This is a genomic window from Agrobacterium sp. CGMCC 11546, from assembly GCF_013365515.1.
GTDB lineage: Bacteria > Pseudomonadota > Alphaproteobacteria > Rhizobiales > Rhizobiaceae > Agrobacterium > Agrobacterium fabrum.
On sequence record NZ_CP047387.1, the window covers coordinates 2146139 to 2163014 of the forward strand.

Sequence of the window (16876 nt, forward strand, 5' to 3'; positions counted from 1 at the left end):
CATCTCTCCCAGGGCGAAAGCCGGTTGCGGGAGATAAGATAAACCTCCGAACCTTGCCGGGCCGGACAGGCAAACGCGGCACGCTTCGGATATGCGATGCCGAACGGTAACATCCGCATCCGGAATGTCGAGACAATCTTGCCGACATTCCGATGCTTTTTTGTATACGATTATCAGCAGGCGTGCTTCAGGCAATCTTGCGGGCTGAAACGCGGCCCATGGGATGCAGCGAATGCACGCGGAAAGGCGCACCGGGCTCATCCTCGATGAAAAGCGCGAGGCTGGAAAATTGCAATGTCCGGGTCAAGAGCGGCTCGAACACCTTGCGCACGGCCCGCTCGATCCTCTGGCTGCTGGAAGGGTCCACACCGCCCGTCAGCGACATCTGGAAACGGAATTCATCCATGACATGCGGGCTACCCCAGCGATGCAGATTGGTGAGCTGCGAGGCCGATAGCCGATCCGGATCGGCACGCTCGATTTCCGCCTCGGAGAGCGGTGCGCGGTAATGGTCGAATTCCTGCACCACGCGAGCGGCAAAGAAATGCAGTACTTCGCAGGGACGCTCGGGAACGAGGCTGAAGACATTCTCCTGTCTTGCCACCACCAGTTGCGGCAGCGTGAAGGGATCCTGCCTGCCGGAAAAATACATCAGGTCGCGCAGCAACGCCGCTTCGGACTGGCCCTCGGCGAGGCGGAAAGGCGCTTTGATGGTGCCGTGGAAACCGTACCGGCGCGGCAGGGCCGTGTGGTAGGAAATCTCCTGCATGCCGAGATCGATCGTGCCCGGCGGCTCCACCGCATGACCGGAATAGACATCGCGCCCCAGCCACGCGGCGGCAGCCTGCGTCAGCGGGTCATTGGGGGAAGGCGTGAAATGAATGGCGTATCGCATGCGCTGTCACCTCGCCGCAAATGCGGACAAACCGGCCTCTTTGCAGGCCAGCAGATAAGTGATTTGCGTGACAGATTAACGACGTAAGTGGTCCAATCAGAACTTTCTAAAGTCCGGGACGGCAATACTCACGTGTTCTTGAAGGCGAAAGCCCGAGGGGATGATAGGCGTGTGACCGCAAACAGTTTCTAATGCCGCATCGGCAAGAAAATGCGCGAGCCCGAAGCTCACTTTGAAACCACCGGAGAGCGCAACGAGTTTCGCCGTGCCGGCCATCGCCCCCACCATCGGGTCTCTCCCCACCGCCTTCGGGCGCAGCCCGGCCCAGCGTTCGAGCACCGGCGCGCCGGCAAGCGAAGGCACGACGGCGCAGGCGTCGACAAGCAGTTTTTCGAGCTTCTCATCGGTACTGAACGGCTCGGAAAAACAATCTTCGCTGGTACTGCCGATCGCGACGGTGCCATCCTCATGCGGCACGATATAAAGACCGTTGAGGAACACGACCGGCATGGCCGGATCAGCGGCAGCGTCCAGAAGCGCCGCCTGCCCCTTTACCGCCTGCCCCAGCGCAACTCCCGCTTCCAGCCCGAGAGCGTCACGGATCAGGGGAAAGGACTCATGACCATTGGCGACCACGACATGGCCGAAACTTATCTCGTCTCCCGAAGACAATACCGCCCGCCCGGCATCCGCATCAAGGAAAACGACCCGGCAGCCTTCCGCCACCTGCACATGCCGCGCCTTGCGGAGAAAAGCCGAGAGCAGCGCGATCAAGGCGCGCGGCGAGACCCTTGCCGCCAGCGTGTCGAAGACGAAACCAGCCTCGCCCGCCGCATCATCCACCCAACCCGCAACCGATGGCCTCTCTCCCACATGCCAATGGAACCGGCGTTCACCCGATCGCCAGTTTTCCGCCGTATCCCGCTCGTGTCGCTCGGCGATGCCGCGCAGATGCGGCTTGGGCAGTGGAATGATCCGTCCGCAGCGGCGATAACCGCCGGAAAGCCCGGTCTCTGCCTCCAAGCCCGCGATCTCCGCTTCCAGCGCGACAAGAGCATCGAACTGAAACTGCTTCTTGTCCGACCAGCGGTCCGGCATATGCGGCATCAAGGCGCCCAGAAGCCCGCCGCTCGCGCCGCCACCAAGACGACCCGCCTCCACCAGGAGGGTATCGATGCCGAGCCGTTCCGCCTTCACCGCCGCCCACAGACCCATGATGCCGCCGCCGACGATGAGGAGCGGCACGGAACCCGGCAAACGCATTCTTGGTGATTGACCCTGTTCGAAAGCGGGATTATCGGCTTTAGCCATGAAAAATTCCAACGACACTATCAGAGAAACTGGCAGAGAGACTGGCGCCGAGACCGGCTCGGCAACCGGGCAAAACCAGACGGCGCTCGACTGGCGTGACGGGGATATGCCCTATTCGCTGGCCTTTGACGATCATTTTTATTGCCAGACGGATGGCAGGCTGGAATGCGGCCATGTCTTCCTGTCCGGAAACGGGTTGCCGCAACGCTGGCTCGAACGGGACGGTGTTTTCCGCATCGGCGAACTGGGCTTTGGCACCGGCCTCAATCTCTGCGAGACCTGGCGGCAATGGAAAGAGGTCCGCAACGGCCGCTCCACGCTGCATTTCGTCTCCTTCGAACTTTACCCGATGCAAGCGGACGAGATCGACCGGGCGCTTTCCCGCTGGCCGGAAGTGGATGCTGAGCACAAGGCGCTTGTCGCCCGCTGGCCCGCCGAGCCGCAGGGCCGGGTAGAGATCGAACTGGACGATGCAACGCGCCTCACGGTGGTCTGCGGTGAAGCGCTTGCCGGCATTTCCGGCAGCGATCTGAGTTTCGACGCCTGGTTTCTCGATGGCTTCGCGCCGGCGCGCAACCCGGACATGTGGTCGCTGGAGATCATGCAGGCGCTGTTTGCGAAAACGGCAGCGGGGGGCAGATTCGCCACTTACGCCGCCGCCGGCTTCGTCCGCCGCAATCTCATCGCAGCCGGTTTTAACCTGGAGCGCAGAAAGGGATTTGCCGGAAAGCGGGAAATGCTCTGCGGCACCAAACCCTCGGCCTGACGCAATTCAGAAAATGACGCCGGATATTCACACGCCCGGAGCATCCCGCCGCAGCACGTTCTCGCCCAGCCATTGCGCGATCTTATCTTCGAGGCTTTCGGGGCTGATCGGCTTCGACAGATAATCATCCATGCCCGCCTCCAGGCAGCGCTCCCGGTCCGCCTCCTGCGTATGGGCGGTGACGCCGATGACAGGCACATGCCGGCTATCACCGGCCGCCTGCTCGGCAGCGCGAATGGCCTGTGTCGCCTGGTGCCCGTTCATGACAGGCATGGATACATCCATCAGAATGAGGGCGGGATTATACTCCTCCCATGCCTGAACGGCCCTCTTGCCATTACCGACGATCAGGAAGCGCAGGCCTGCCTGCTGCAAGATCTGGCTGAAAACAATCTGGTTGACGTCGTTATCCTCGGCCACCAGCACATCGAGAAGGCACGGCCGGCTACGTTCGGGAACCGTGGCCGGAGCCTCAGCTCGTTGCTTCTTTTCGGCGGGCCGGCTTTCCGGCCGGGCTTTCTCTCCACCCGTCCCCTGCGCAAGCGGATGTTGACGGATGCGCTTCAGCCGCACATCGCGCACCACGTCGAACAGGGTGGAGCGCAGCAGCCGGGCCCGCGCCGGTTTCATCAGATGCGCCTGCACGCTGAGATCGGTAAACAGCGTCTCGTCGCCCACCACATCCATCGAGGTCAGGAAAACAATGGCAATATCGTCAAAGCGCTTATCAGCCCGGATACGCTCCACCACGTCGAGCCCGTTCATGACAGGCATATGATAATCGAGGATGATGGCGTCGATGGCAAAGCCGAGAGACGCCGCTTCCTGCAACACGGCGATGCCGGAAGGCCCATTCTCCACCGCGTGGCCATCTATACCCCAGCTGCGAAGCTGCTCGGTCAGGATGCGGCGGTTGACGTCATTATCGTCGATGACAAGCACCCGGATATCATCGATCGCCACGGAAAGCAGCGGCACGTCCCGCCGTCGCTCCATCACCTGAAACGGAATATCGACCTCGAAGGCCGAGCCCCTGCCGACCTCGCTGACGACATTGATCTTGCCGTCGAACAGGCCGACGAGGCCTACCGTGATCGCTAGGCCCAGCCCCGTTCCCTCGTGCCGCCGTGTCGCGGAACCATCGACCTGGCTGAACTTGTCAAAGATCGTTTCCAGCTTGTCGACCGGAATGCCGATGCCGCTGTCTTCGACACGCAGTGAAAAAATGCTTTCCGACGCCTCCGCCGACTGCGCCGAAAGCTCGACCAGCACATGCCCGGTTTCGGTGAACTTGACGGCATTTCCGACGATATTGGTGACGATCTGGCGGAACCGGCCGGCATCGCCGATGACCTTGCCGGACACCGAGGCATCAATGCGAACGATCAGCTCGATGTCCTTTTCCAGCGCCGCCGAGGACAGGAGCGAGACCACATCCTCCACTGCCTCAGCGGGATCAAAAGGCACGCTGCGCAGCTTCATCTGCCCCGCCTCGATCTTGGAGAAATCGAGAATGTCGTTGATGATCGTCAACAGCGCATTGCCTGACTTGACGATGATGTCGGTAAAGGTCTTCTGGCGCGTGTCGAGCTTGGACTTGGCCAGAAGCTCCGCCATGCCAAGCACGCCGTTCATCGGCGTGCGGATTTCATGGCTCATATTGGCCAGAAATTCCGATTTGGCCCTGTCCGCGGCCTCCGCACGCGAAAGCAGCCGCTGCAACTCCTCCTCGCGCACCTTCATCTCGGTCACATCTGTGACGATGATCAGCCAGTAATTGCCGGAACTGTTGGTGGCCTCCAGGTTGAGCCAGCTTTTGCCGGCAACGTGGACAAGCCAGGAAAACGGCCTGTTGGCCGCGATATTCTCTCTCCAGATCCGCAGCGTCTCGCCAGCCTCCGCGGCCGTGCCGAAATCGCCGCGCCCCGCGCAATGGGCAAAGAAGCCGGCCCAGTTGCGGCCCTTTTCCAGGAGATGCAGCGGCACATCGAACATCCTCGCCATCGCCTCGTTGGACATGATGATCGTGCCCTGCTCGACCAGTACCAGCCCCTGCGCCATGGCGCGTGTGGCGCCCTGCATATATTCGCCGACGCGTTCCAGTTCCGCCTTGGCCTTGCTGATCTCGGCGTCGCGCATGCGCACATCGGTCACATCGGCATAGGTGCTGAGGATCTTCCCGCCTTCGAGACGGGTTTTCGAGATCACGGTGACCTTGCCGCTTTTGCTGCGCACCTCGCGGGGGGCGAAGGCGTCCGCTTTCAGAAGCCGCTGCACCCGCTCCTCATAGACGTCATCAAAAGGTCTGTCGCCATAGTCATAAAGGCCGCTGTCGAAATTCATCTCCATGAATTCGCGATAGCTCTTGCCGACAAGCGACTTCTCGCCGCCGATCTCACCCCAGACCTGGTAGAAGAACGGATTGACATATTCGATGACGAGATCGGCGTTGAGCAGAAGCACGCCCACGGGCAGGGCGCGGAGAACCGCCTGGAGCTGCCGGTGCAACGCCTCGGCCTCGGCCTGCGCGGCGATCAGCGCCTTTTCCCGGTCCTGCAACAGGCTGACGTCGGTGACCGAACCCACCAGATAATATTCATCGTCGGGTGTCGCGACCCGGCCGAGGCGGGTGATGACGGGGACCGCCCCACCGTCGCGCCAGGGCATGTTTCCCGTCCGTTCGATCGCCTCTCCGGTCTGCAAAATCCGTTCGTTTTCCTGCCGGAACCGCGGGCCGTTCTGCGGAAACATTTCCGTTTCGGTCTTGCCGATATGGTCGGCAAGATTGCCGCCGAGGAACGTGTTATAGGCGGCGTTGGCATAGGTCAGCCGCCTGTCCTGATCCCTCAAAAACACCCCGACCGGCAATTGCTCGAGGGCAGCACGCAGCAGCCATGTCTCGCGAATCTGTGTGCTTAAAAGCGTCTCATGCGCCTTGAACTCGGTCACATCTACCCTGAGCCCGACAAGCACGCCGTTTTCCAGGCGCTTATTGACCATGCGCACCCAGCGGCCATCGGCGAACTGCTCCACCCTTTCGAGATAGGGCAGAGAAAAATCATGCAACTGCTTCTGCATCCAGTCTTCAAAAGACGGACCGTCATTCTCCGCACAACGATATACGCTCGAAGAATATAGCGTTTTCATCAATGCTTCGAGGCGGATGCCGGGTTTCAGCTCGATGTCGAGATCGCTGTAAAACTCTGCGAACCGCGCGTTACAATAGACCAGCTGATTATCCCGGTCATAAACGACGATGCCGGCATCGATGAAATCCATGACGCCGCTGCTGAACAAAATATCCGATGCGCCGCCCACCGCCGCGGACTTGCGCGAAACAGCCGACGGCATCTCCTCGAACACTTCGAACAGGAAAAGGCTGCCGTCATCGCCGATAAAGCGTTCGCAGCGAAGCATATGCGATTGCGCGGAAAGCGCGGCATGGCAGGCGATTGCCTCGTCCGTTGCGAAAACCAGAGACCGTCGCTCGCGATCTTCCCGCTCGGCATCGCGGATATCGCCGGAGAGTGAAAGACTGGTCTGGCCCTCGAATGCCGAAGGCGCGCGACCCATGACCCGGCCATAGGCCTCGTTGACCACGACATAACGCAGCTCGCCGTCCTTGATGCACGCGGGCAGCTCCAGGGCGGCAACGGCCCTGCATGCTTTTTCCAGCAACCCGCAGCCTTCGGTCAATCGATACTCCACACCTCGGCAGTCCATCCCTGTCGAATCAAATATTTCCGGATGCCGTCGTAAAAAACGTTATGTGAGAAAATCGATCTTTGCTATGTATCCGCAGGTCGCGTTACCCTTTTTTAACCATAATTCTTCGCCTTTGGACCCACGTTCCGGTGATAGCCGGCAACCGATGCGCATGGCTGCCATGCGCTGTCGGGCGGCATCGTTACAAAACTATCGCTTGACTTTGACGCACAAAACGCCCACATCCCCGTCAAGCTTTCACCTTCGGCAGCCGCGTGAGCTGCAGCGTATGAACCAAGACCCCCTTGGACCGCATGTAGGAAAAGCGCAACGAATACAGAAGACGGCAATTGCCGCACTGATGCGCAGAAAGTTATTCCAACCCACAAGTTCCCAATTCACGCGGGGTTCTTGACGCCGAAGCCACCGGACAGCAGCACTGCTCCGGATGAGTTTGTTTTGGCGCCCCGAAAGGCAATATATATTGACCAGTTTTAGCGAACTCGGCCTCTCCGAAAAGATTGTGGCCAGTGTTACCCAGCTTGGCTATACGACCCCTACCCCCATTCAGGCGAAAGCCATTCCGCTGCTGCTCGAAGGCCGTGACCTGATCGGCCTCGCACAGACCGGCACCGGCAAGACGGCCGCTTTCGGGCTGCCGATCATCGAAATGCTGATGAAGCAGGCGGATCGTCCGGCAAATCGCACCACCCGCACGCTGATCCTTGCACCGACCCGCGAACTGGTGAACCAGATCGGCGACAACCTGCGTTCCTTCGTGAAGAAGACGCCGTTGCGCATCAACCAGGTTGTTGGCGGCGCGTCGATCAACAAGCAGCAGCTTCAGCTCGAAAAGGGCACTGACATCCTCGTGGCGACCCCCGGCCGCCTGCTGGACCTCATCGCCCGCAACGCCATCTCGCTCTCGAAGGTGACGTATCTCGTTCTCGACGAAGCCGACCAGATGCTCGATCTCGGCTTCATCCATGATCTGCGCAAGATTTCCCGCATGGTTCCGCCCAAGCGCCAGACGCTGCTGTTTTCGGCCACCATGCCGAAGGCCATTTCCGAGCTTGCCAGCAACTTCCTGACCGACCCGATCAAGGTCGAGGTGACACCTCCGGGCAAGGCTGCCGACAAGGTCGAGCAGTACGTGCATTTCGTCGCCGGCAAGAACGACAAGACCGATCTTTTGAAGAAGTCGCTCAACGAGAACCCGGATGGCCGCTCCATCGTGTTTCTGCGCACCAAGCACGGCGCGGAGAAGCTTTACAAGCATCTCGAACATATCGGCTTCAAGGTCGCCTCCATTCACGGCAACAAGAGCCAGGGCCAGCGCGAGCGGGCACTGAAGGGCTTCAAGGATGGTGAGATCAAGGTTCTGGTCGCGACCGACGTCGCTGCCCGCGGCATCGATATCCCGGCCGTAACGCACGTCTTCAACTACGACCTGCCGGAAGTGCCGGATGCTTACGTTCACCGCATCGGCCGTACCGCCCGCGCCGGCCGCGACGGCATCGCCATCGCTTTCTGCGCTCCGGACGAAACCCGCCTGCTGCACGATATCGAAAAGCTGATGAAGATCGATATCCCGGTTGCGTCTGGCGAACGTCCGGCTGGTCTTGCAAGCCCGACACGCCCCAATAACAACCGTGGCGGTCGCAACAACAATGGCGGCCAGCCGCGCGGCCCGCGTGAAGGTGGACGTCACAACGGCGAATCCCGCCCGTCCCGCAACCACGCGCCGCGTGATGCGGACAACGATCTGGAAGTAACCTCCGACTTCAAGCGCGTTAAGCAGGCTGAAGGCGACGCAGGCCGTCCGGCCGGCCCGCGCAAGCAGCGCCGCCCCGCCCGCAAGCCAGGCGGCAGCGGCGCCAACCGCCACGCACCTGCTGGCGGCAACGGCCAGGAAAAGCGTGCTTCCGGCAACGGCAATCGCGGCCGTAACCGCTAACTGTTAAGCCAGGGTCGCGGACGCTCGGCATTGCCGCGCTCGCCAATCAAAGCCCCGCAGGCAATCCGCCCGCGGGGTTTTTCTTTGTCTTCAACCGCCCTGCGTCGCCGGTCGACGTCTTGACGGCAAGGTCATGGCCAGCACGCCTGCGATCACGCAGACCAGCCCCACCCACATGGCTGACGTCGGCACTTCCCCCAGAAACACCATGCCGATGGCGACCCCGACCGGCACCCGGAGATAGGCCTGCGAGGTGGTGCCCACCGAGCCCAGCGTTTGCATCAGCCGGAAATAGATCATGAAGGCAAGCGCGGTGGAAAAGACGCTGAGGCACACAAGTGCCGTTAACGACGCCGCCGAAGGCGACAATGTCCAGGGCCGGTCAACGATCAGGCTGACCGGCAACAACAGTACCGCGCCGCAGATCAACGAGCCGGCGGCAGGCATGACAGGATCGAGGCCCTTGAAGTTTTTGCTGAAAATGGCAGCGCAGGCATAGGAAAATGCCGCCGTCAGCACCGCAAGCTGGCTCCATATCGCATCCCCTGCCCCACCAAGCGCTTCCACGCCGATGATGAGGCAAACACCCGCCATGCCGGCAATCGTGCCGAACAGCTTGCGCCCGCTCACCGCCTCATGCCGGATGACGAGCGCGGTGAGAAGGAAGGTGAAGATCGGTGTCGTCGCATTAAGAATGACGGCAAGCCCGGCATCGATGCTCTGTTCCGCCCAGGCGATCAGCGTGAAAGGTAACACGCTGTTGATGCAGGCCTGAACGAAGAAAAGCCGCCACGTTGCGGGATCGCGCGGCAACCGCAGCCCGCGCAGCCGGATGACCACCAAGAGCAGGAGACCGGCAATAAGGGTTCTTGCTGCAATGAAGGTCAAGGGCGGAATGGTCTCCACCCCGATCTTGATGAACGTGTAGGACGCGGCCCACAGCGTGGACAGCAGGGCGAGAAATAGCAACTCACGGGCGATGGTGTTCTGAGGGGTCACGGATCAATTTTCCAGCTGCGTTCAGGATGAACCGTTCCTAACCCGAAACCAAGCATCTATGCTTCGGTGAAGACCGAAGTTTCCGCCGCATCAATACAATGAGGCCCCGCATGGTTCCAGCCATGCGGGGCCTCAATAAAGATCGGTGATGACGGCGGGCGATCAGGCCCGGCGTTCATCCACCGAGAAAGCGCCCGCACCGGCAAACACCAGATACAGAAAGATGAAGCAGAACAGGATGGCAGCATCACCACCATTCAGGGCCGGGAAGAAGCTCTTCGGCCCGTGCGCCATGAAATAAGCGACAGCCATCTGGCCGGACAGGATGAAGGCGACCGGGCGTGTGAACAGGCCGACCAGCACGAGAAGGCCGCCAACGGCTTCCAGAAGTGCCGCCACCAGCAGCATCGTCGGCAGGGAGCCGTCCATCTGCGATGCCGGGAAACCGAACAGCTTCTGCGTTCCGTGCGAAATGAAAAGCAGCGCCGTCATGATCCGCAGCGCCCCGAGTGCCTGCGGGCGATAGCGGGAGAGATTGTCTAGAATTGCCATGTTCATGTGTCCCCGTTGAAGTGGTGCGACGCTCGATACAGCGCAATCATGCCTTTATGGATACACGTCTCGAACACCGAAAATCACATTTCCGATATAGCAGAAATCCCTTAAATACATAAAGGGAGTCATTCTACACATGGTTGATTTTCCACCATAAAACCAGACTTATGTGGAAAAAATCAACCCAAGGATACAGGCATTTTTTCGCGTGGCAAAGGCGGAAAAATCCGCCTCCCCGTCAGGCTTGCAGCACCACGACCCTGGAGCCGACAGGCACGCGGCTGTAAAGATCGATGATGTCGTGGTTCAGCATGCGGATGCAGCCGCTCGACATGGCGTGGCCGATGGATTGCGGCTGGTTGGTTCCGTGCAGACGGAACATGGTGTCGTTGCCGCCGCGATAAAGATAAAGCGCCCGTGCGCCGAGCGGGTTGTTGGGGCCACCAGGCATGCCGCCGGCGAATTTCAGATTACGCGGATCACGGCGCATCATGTTTGCGGTCGGCGTCCAGGAAGGCCATTCGGACTTGCGGCCGATATAGGCATCGCCCTTCAGCGCAAGCCCCTGCCGGCCGACGCCGACGCCGTAACGCATGGCGCGACCCTCGCCCATAACATAATACAGCCGCCGCGCCGGTGTATCCACCACCACCGTTCCGGCGGGATGGCTGGTGTCATAGGTGACCTCCTGCCGGCGCAGTTCCGGCTTGACCTTATCGAGATGCATGGCGGGAAGCGGAAACTTCTCTTCCGGTTTTGCCGCATAATTGAGCCTCTGCTCGCCAATACCGGTGTGCGCGCAGCCAGCCAGAAACAGCGGCAGTCCGAACAGAACACCACGACGTGAAATAGACATATAACCCCCGCCAAATCATGTGATTAACGAGAGGTATAATTTTATGGTTAACAAATCTCTAATATGAGGTTGCAGTAATTAACGTACCGCAACCGACGCCGCAGGTTTGCGATTGGCGAGATAAACCCCCGTCACCGCCAGAACCGTGCCGGCGATCATGGCCGGCGTCAGGGTTTCCCCGAAAAGCACGGCGGCTTCCACGGCGGCCAGCGGCGGCACCAGATAGATCAGCGAGGCAGCGCGTGAGACCTGCCCGCGCCGGATCAGATAAAGAAGCAGCGCCACCGCACCGATGGAAATCGCACCCACGGACCAGCCAAGCGTGGCGGCGAGCCCGAGGCTCCAGTCCACATGCCCATCTTCCAGCAAAAGCGCGAAGGGAACGGTGACCAGCAGCGCGCCGACATATTGCAATGTCGCCACGGCCATGATGTTTCCGCCATGGACATATTTCTTCTGGTAGAGCGTGCCATAGGTCACCGACACCATGCCCAGCACATTCACCGCCACGGCATAAAGCGGCACCGACATGCCAAGCGCACCGGTAGCCATCACCTTCGGCAGCACGGCAATGGCGATGCCGGCAAAACCGAGCAGGAGACCCGCGCGCTGCAGTGGCGAAATTCTCTCCCCAATCATGAAGCGGGCGGCCACCGCCGTCATCAGCGGCTGCAGGCCGGCGATGATGCCGCCGATCGCGGCAGGCACGCCCTGCCCGATTGCCCACCAGATCATGCCGAGATAAATGCCATGCAGAAACACACCGGAGAGGATCGCCCGCAGGACATCGGCACGCTGCTTCGGCCACGAAATGCCGGAAAACCGGCAGATCGCCCATAATAGCAGGCCAGCCAGCAGATAACGCAGACAAAGGAAGGTCAGCGGCCCGGTATAATAGACGGCATATTTGGCAGTGACCCAGCCGGTCGACCAGAGAAAGACGAAGATGGCCGGAGCCAGACGGTCGAGCGACATTGAGCATCTCCTGTGCCGCACGACAATGCCACGGGCTATTGCTCCCGACGGGCGCGATGCGGCGAATTGTTCTTTCTGCGGCCAGGCGCGAACCGGCAAATGATCAGGGCCGGTCAGCAAGGCGCTATCCCCCTCGCCATGAAAGGTCAAAGGTGTTTTTGTGATCACATCTTTCAGATTTTCTGATGCGAAATCCGCGATCTTTCAACCGAAAGCGAACGAGTAAAATTTGTGCGTTCGCCCACGCTGCACACAGGCCGATCGCTCGCTTCGATCCCGCTACAGCGCGCAACCAATCTACCCGTGCTGCATTTATAAGCAAACACCGAAAAAACGCTTCTTTTTTAAAACTCTAGGGCGGTAAAAAATCTTCACGGAGGCCTCCGCATAGTTCTTGCATTGCATTTCTCGTTGTATTCATATGGCAAAAAAGGGGACATCGAAGTTGGCATTTGACGAAATGATAAATGCGGACAACGCGCCGCGAAGCCCATATGAAAACTATAACGAATGGTACAGCCGGCAGGACAGGGCGCACCTGATCCAGAAGTCAAAAGACGCGGAAAACATCTTTCGAAAAACCGGCATTACTTTCGCGGTCTACGGCCACGCCGACAGTTCAGAAAAACTGATCCCCTTCGATATTATTCCGCGCATCATCTCCGGGCGTGAGTGGCGCAAACTGGCCCAGGGTATCGAACAGCGCGTTCTCGCCCTCAACGCTTTCCTTGACGACATCTACCACAAGCAGGAAATCATCCGCGCCGGCCGCATTCCCCGGGAGATCATCGAGAAGAATGTCGCATTCCTGCCGGAAATGATCGGCTTCACGCCGCCCGGCGGCGTTTACACCCACATTGTCGGCACGGATATCGTCCGCACCGGCGAAGACCAGTTCTACGTCCTGGAAGACAATGCCCGCACGCCATCCGGTGTCAGCTACATGCTGGAAAACCGCGAGACGATGATGCAGATGTTCCCGGAACTCTTCCATGAGAACAAGGTGCGGCGGGTCGAGGATTACCCCTATCAGCTGCGCCAGTCGCTCGCCTCGCTGGCACCGCCCGGCTGCACCGACAAGCCGCGCGTCGCCATCCTTACCCCCGGCATCTACAATTCCGCCTATTACGAACATTCCTTCCTCGCCGACATGATGGGCGTGGAGCTGGTGGAAGGGTCGGACCTGCGCGTCATGGACGGCAAGGTCAAGATGCGCACCACGCGCGGTTACGAGGCGATCGACGTGCTCTACCGCCGCGTCGATGACGACTTCCTTGATCCCTTGACCTTCCGGTCGGATTCGGCACTTGGCGTGCCCGGCATCATGGATGTTTATCGCGCCGGCAACATCACCATCGCCAATGCCCCCGGCACCGGCATTTCCGACGACAAGGCAATCTATTCCTACATGCCTGAGATCGTCGAATTCTATACCGGTCGCAAGCCGCTTCTCGAAAACGTGCCCACCTGGCGCTGTTCGGAGCCGGACAGCCTGAAATATGTGCTCGACAACCTTGCCGAACTGGTCGTCAAGGAAGTCCACGGTTCGGGCGGTTACGGCATGCTGGTCGGCCCCACCGCGTCGAAGAAGGAACGGGCGCTGTTTGCCGAAAAGCTGAAAGCCCGCCCCTCCAACTACATCGCGCAGCCGACGCTGTCGCTCTCCACCGTGCCGATCATGGTCAAGAACGGCATCGCGCCGCGCCATGTCGATCTGCGTCCCTATGTGCTGGTGTCGGACAAGGTGAAGATCATCCCCGGCGGCCTGACCCGCGTGGCCCTCAAGCAGGGTTCGCTGGTGGTCAATTCCAGCCAGGGCGGCGGCACCAAGGATACATGGGTACTGGAGGATTAAGCCATGCTGGGCAGAACGGCAAACGGGCTCTACTGGATGTTCCGGTATATAGAGCGCGCTGAAAACATCGCCCGGCTGATCGATGCTGGCCTGCGCGTTTCACTGACGCGCAGTGGCAGCGGCGATGAGGACTGGGACGGTGTGTTGCAGAGCGCCGGTGTGCACGAGGAATTCCTCGAAACGCGCGAAAAAGTGACGGCGGCCAATGCGATAGATTATCTCCTGCGGGACAAGGCAAACCCTTCCAGCGTCATGTCCTGCATCGAGGCGGGCCGCAACAATGCCCGCATGGTGCGCACGGCGCTGACGCGCGAGACATGGGAAGCCACCAACGAATTCTGGATCGAGCTGAAGAACATCCTCGGCCGCAAGCTCAGCCACGCCGAGCTGCCGCAGACCATCGATGTCATCAAACATCGCGCCGGTCTGGTGCGCGGCGCTTTCCACGGTTCGATGCTGCGCAACGATCTCTATAATTTCTCCCGCATCGGCACCTTCATCGAGCGGGCCGACAACACGGCCCGCATCCTCGACGTCAAATATTACGTGCTGCTGCCGGCCGTGGCGCATGTGGGCTCCTCGCTCGACAATGCGCAATGGGAATCCATCCTGCGCTCGGTCTCGGCGCACCGCTCCTATGGCTGGGTCTATGATGCGGAATACAAGCCGGCCAACATTGCCGACTTCCTCATTCTCAACGGCCGCATGCCGCGCTCGCTTGCCTATTGTTACGAGAAGATCGCCAGCAACCTCAATTACATCGCCGAGGATTACGGCGAAAGGCACAAGGCGCATGAGACGGCGGAAAGCATCCGCGACAGCCTGCGCAAGACGACCATCGCCCGTGTCATGGATGAAGGTCTGCACGAGTTTCTGGAGAGATTCGTCAACCGGAACGGCCAGCTGGGGCAGGAAATCATGGAAGGCTACCGCTTTTATCTATAAGCGCGTGGACGGGGACAGCTTATGCGTCTGAAAATCACCCATACGACCGAATATGTCTATGACGAGCCGATGCCCTACGCGTTGCAACGGCTGCGCCTGACGCCACAGACCGGCCCGTGCCAGACGGTGGAGGACTGGGATGTCTCGGTCGATGGCGCCACCGTCGAGGTGACCTATGACGACCATTTCGGCAACCGGGTCGCGCTGGTGGAAACGGAAGGCCCGCAACGCAAGGTCAAGGTCGTGGCGAGCGGCCTCGTCACCACCGAGGACAAGGCCGGCATGGTCGGCCCTCATATTGGCAATGCGCCGCTATGGCTGTTCCTGCGCGAGACGCCGCTGACCAAGCCGGGCAAACTGGTGCGCGAACTGGTGAAGGTCAGCACGGGCGACACCGAGCTTGAGCGTCTGCACGACCTTATGGAGAAGATCAACAGCAAGGTGGAATACGTGCCGGGTTCGACCGACACCGAAACCACGGCCGAACTGGCATTGGAAGCCGGCAAGGGCGTCTGTCAGGATCATGCTCATATCCTGATTTCCGCCGCCCGGCTGATGGGCCTGCCCGCCCGTTATGTTTCCGGTTATCTGATGATGGAAGACGTGGCGGAACAGACGGCCACCCACGCCTGGGCCGAGGTGCATCTTCAGGGGCTGGGCTGGGTCGGCTTCGACGCCGCCAACAATATCTGCCCCGATGACCGTTACGTGCGCATCTCATCCGGCCTCTGCTACCGCGATTGCGCGCCGATATCAGGCATGCGCATCGGCCCGGCCGGTGAAACCCTGAATGTATCGGTCACCGTGCAGCAGTCACAGAGCCAGAGCCAGTCGCAGAGTTGAGACATGACCGCTAGGGACGACGAGACGATCGGCTTTTATAGCGGCCATGCCACGGCCTATACGTCACGGGGGCAGGCCCCGGACCGCCCGCATCTGGAGACATTCCTGGCGCGACTGCGACCCGGCGCGAAAATCCTAGAATTGGGATGCGGCGGCGGACAGGACAGCGAATACATGCTGTCCGCCGGTTTCGATGTTCACCCCACCGATGGAACGCCTGACATCGCAAAGGCAGCGCAAGCCCGGCTCGGCATTCCCGTCAGAACATTGCTGTTCGAGAATATTGAAGACGCGGCGCTTTATGATGCCGTATGGGCCAATGCCTGCCTGCTGCATGTGCCCCGCCCTGCCCTGCCGGGCATTATCGGCCGCATCCACACGGCGCTCAAACCGGGCGGCGTTTTTTATGCGAGCTTCAAGGCGGGAGAAGCGGAAGGCCGCGACACCTTCGGCCGTTATTACAACTATCCTTCCAAAGCCTGGCTTGAGGAAACCTACGGGCAATTCGCCTGGACGGAGGTGGAGATCGAAGCCCGGCAGGGCAGCGGTTATGACAAGCTTCCCACCGACTGGCTGCATGTGACGGCCACGAAAGCCTGACCCGGCGCGGCAAGTTGGCGGTTGCGAAAGCACCTCTCGACCGTTTAAATCGCGGCATCGATTTGCATGCATGCTCCAGCCTAAACCCGCTCGTGGCAGGCTGGACGGGAGAGGGTTTTGTACAGGATTTCCGACTATCGCGACTGCCAGTCCCATGGCCCCACCATCGCGGAGCGCGTCTGGACGGCATGGTGGCAGGATAGCGGCCTCAAGGTCGGGGACGTCGCCGAGCACCTGCAGGACATGACCAACCCCCATAAGCTGCCCACCGGCTTCGTCGCCCATGATGGCGATGACTATGTCGGCTCCGCCTTCCTCATCCATTGCGATCTGGAGGAGCGCCCGCAATATTTGCCATGGGTTGCCGCTCTCTGGGTAGAAGAAGGCAGGCGGCGCTCAGGCGTTGCCCGCGCCCTGATGCAGGCCGCAACGCAAAGGGCCGCCGAACTCGGTCATGAGACCAGCTATCTCTGCTGCCAGCGCGATCTCGAAACCTATTACATCAATTGCGGCTGGACCGTTCTGGAACGCGGCGTCGGCAAACATGATCTGACGGTGCTGACTTTCAGCACGAATATCTGAGCGGCAGCACACCCGCGAAACACCTGCCGGGC

The 16876-nt window shown here is 60.3% G+C and carries 14 protein-coding genes; 7 read left to right on the forward strand and 7 right to left on the reverse strand.

Features of this window, described 5'->3' with window-relative positions; all coding sequences use genetic code 11:
* Positions 1 to 187: 187 nt before the first annotated feature.
* Together GSF67_RS10775 and GSF67_RS10780 are read right to left on the reverse strand one after the other, a co-directional pair.
* On the reverse strand, positions 188 to 895 hold the full coding sequence (locus tag GSF67_RS10775; protein ID WP_006311717.1) for a DUF1045 domain-containing protein: 708 nt from the start codon (positions 893 to 895) through the stop codon (positions 188 to 190).
* A gap of 96 nt (positions 896 to 991) precedes the next feature.
* On the reverse strand, positions 992 to 2206 hold the full coding sequence (locus tag GSF67_RS10780; protein WP_006311715.1) for an FAD-binding oxidoreductase: 1215 nt from the start codon (positions 2204 to 2206) through the stop codon (positions 992 to 994).
* Between GSF67_RS10780 and mnmD the strand changes: the two genes are divergently transcribed.
* A complete protein-coding gene (gene mnmD, locus GSF67_RS10785; protein WP_006311716.1) occupies positions 2205 to 2972 on the forward strand; it encodes a tRNA (5-methylaminomethyl-2-thiouridine)(34)-methyltransferase MnmD in 768 nt (255 codons plus the stop codon). The genes GSF67_RS10780 and mnmD overlap by 2 nt on opposite strands.
* A gap of 27 nt (positions 2973 to 2999) precedes the next feature.
* On the opposite strand, the gene GSF67_RS10790 is transcribed toward mnmD, so the two are convergent.
* Positions 3000 to 6695 carry a response regulator gene (locus GSF67_RS10790; protein WP_035214900.1) on the reverse strand — a complete coding sequence of 1232 codons (3696 nt, stop codon included), beginning with the start codon at positions 6693 to 6695 and terminating at the stop codon, positions 3000 to 3002.
* Positions 6696 to 7161: 466 nt separating this feature from the next.
* Between GSF67_RS10790 and GSF67_RS10795 the strand changes: the two genes are divergently transcribed.
* Positions 7162 to 8634 carry a DEAD/DEAH box helicase gene (locus GSF67_RS10795; protein WP_035214898.1) on the forward strand — a complete coding sequence of 491 codons (1473 nt, stop codon included), beginning with the start codon at positions 7162 to 7164 and terminating at the stop codon, positions 8632 to 8634.
* 90 nt (positions 8635 to 8724) lie between these two features.
* On the opposite strand, the gene GSF67_RS10800 is transcribed toward GSF67_RS10795, so the two are convergent.
* From GSF67_RS10800 to GSF67_RS10815, 4 genes are all read right to left on the reverse strand, one after another.
* The gene (locus GSF67_RS10800; RefSeq protein ID WP_006311712.1) at positions 8725 to 9633 is read right to left on the reverse strand and encodes a DMT family transporter; all 909 of its coding nucleotides are present in this window, start codon (positions 9631 to 9633) and stop codon (positions 8725 to 8727) included.
* A gap of 162 nt (positions 9634 to 9795) precedes the next feature.
* A complete protein-coding gene (locus GSF67_RS10805; RefSeq protein ID WP_006311710.1) occupies positions 9796 to 10191 on the reverse strand; it encodes a DoxX family protein in 396 nt (131 codons plus the stop codon).
* A gap of 235 nt (positions 10192 to 10426) precedes the next feature.
* The gene (locus GSF67_RS10810) at positions 10427 to 11044 is read right to left on the reverse strand and encodes a L,D-transpeptidase (protein WP_006311709.1); all 618 of its coding nucleotides are present in this window, start codon (positions 11042 to 11044) and stop codon (positions 10427 to 10429) included.
* A gap of 78 nt (positions 11045 to 11122) precedes the next feature.
* A complete protein-coding gene (locus GSF67_RS10815; protein WP_006311708.1) occupies positions 11123 to 12019 on the reverse strand; it encodes a DMT family transporter in 897 nt (298 codons plus the stop codon).
* Positions 12020 to 12464: 445 nt separating this feature from the next.
* Here GSF67_RS10815 and GSF67_RS10820 point away from each other — a divergent pair, with 445 nt between their 5' ends.
* The 5 genes from GSF67_RS10820 (at position 12465) to GSF67_RS10840 (ending at position 16844) form a co-directional block, all read left to right on the forward strand.
* Entirely contained in the window at positions 12465 to 13874 is a 1410-nt protein-coding gene (locus tag GSF67_RS10820) for a circularly permuted type 2 ATP-grasp protein (protein WP_035214895.1), read from the forward strand.
* A gap of 3 nt (positions 13875 to 13877) precedes the next feature.
* Positions 13878 to 14819: an alpha-E domain-containing protein gene (locus GSF67_RS10825; RefSeq protein ID WP_006311706.1), complete on the forward strand. Its 942-nt coding sequence runs from the start codon at positions 13878 to 13880 to the stop codon at positions 14817 to 14819.
* A 21-nt stretch (positions 14820 to 14840) separates the two neighbouring features.
* Complete coding sequence (locus tag GSF67_RS10830) at positions 14841 to 15662, forward strand: transglutaminase family protein (protein WP_006311705.1); 822 nt, start codon at positions 14841 to 14843, stop codon at positions 15660 to 15662.
* Positions 15663 to 15665: 3 nt separating this feature from the next.
* Positions 15666 to 16262, forward strand: coding sequence for a bifunctional 2-polyprenyl-6-hydroxyphenol methylase/3-demethylubiquinol 3-O-methyltransferase UbiG (locus GSF67_RS10835; RefSeq protein WP_006311704.1), 597 nt, complete (start codon positions 15666 to 15668; stop codon positions 16260 to 16262).
* Between the two features lie 117 nt (positions 16263 to 16379).
* The gene (locus tag GSF67_RS10840; RefSeq protein WP_006311703.1) at positions 16380 to 16844 is read left to right on the forward strand and encodes a GNAT family N-acetyltransferase; all 465 of its coding nucleotides are present in this window, start codon (positions 16380 to 16382) and stop codon (positions 16842 to 16844) included.
* Positions 16845 to 16876 lie beyond the last annotated feature (32 nt).

Coding starts and splice junctions, on each gene's coding strand:
- GSF67_RS10775 (WP_006311717.1), bottom strand. CDS start 895: ATGCGATACGCCATTCATTTCACGCCTTCCCCCAATGACCCGCTGACG.
- mnmD (WP_006311716.1), top strand. CDS start 2,205: ATGAAAAATTCCAACGACACTATCAGAGAAACTGGCAGAGAGACTGGC.
- GSF67_RS10780 (WP_006311715.1), bottom strand. CDS start 2,206: ATGGCTAAAGCCGATAATCCCGCTTTCGAACAGGGTCAATCACCAAGA.
- GSF67_RS10790 (WP_035214900.1), bottom strand. CDS start 6,695: ATGGACTGCCGAGGTGTGGAGTATCGATTGACCGAAGGCTGCGGGTTG.
- GSF67_RS10805 (WP_006311710.1), bottom strand. CDS start 10,191: ATGAACATGGCAATTCTAGACAATCTCTCCCGCTATCGCCCGCAGGCA.
- GSF67_RS10810 (WP_006311709.1), bottom strand. CDS start 11,044: ATGTCTATTTCACGTCGTGGTGTTCTGTTCGGACTGCCGCTGTTTCTG.
- GSF67_RS10815 (WP_006311708.1), bottom strand. CDS start 12,019: ATGTCGCTCGACCGTCTGGCTCCGGCCATCTTCGTCTTTCTCTGGTCG.
- GSF67_RS10825 (WP_006311706.1), top strand. CDS start 13,878: ATGCTGGGCAGAACGGCAAACGGGCTCTACTGGATGTTCCGGTATATA.
- GSF67_RS10830 (WP_006311705.1), top strand. CDS start 14,841: ATGCGTCTGAAAATCACCCATACGACCGAATATGTCTATGACGAGCCG.
- GSF67_RS10835 (WP_006311704.1), top strand. CDS start 15,666: ATGACCGCTAGGGACGACGAGACGATCGGCTTTTATAGCGGCCATGCC.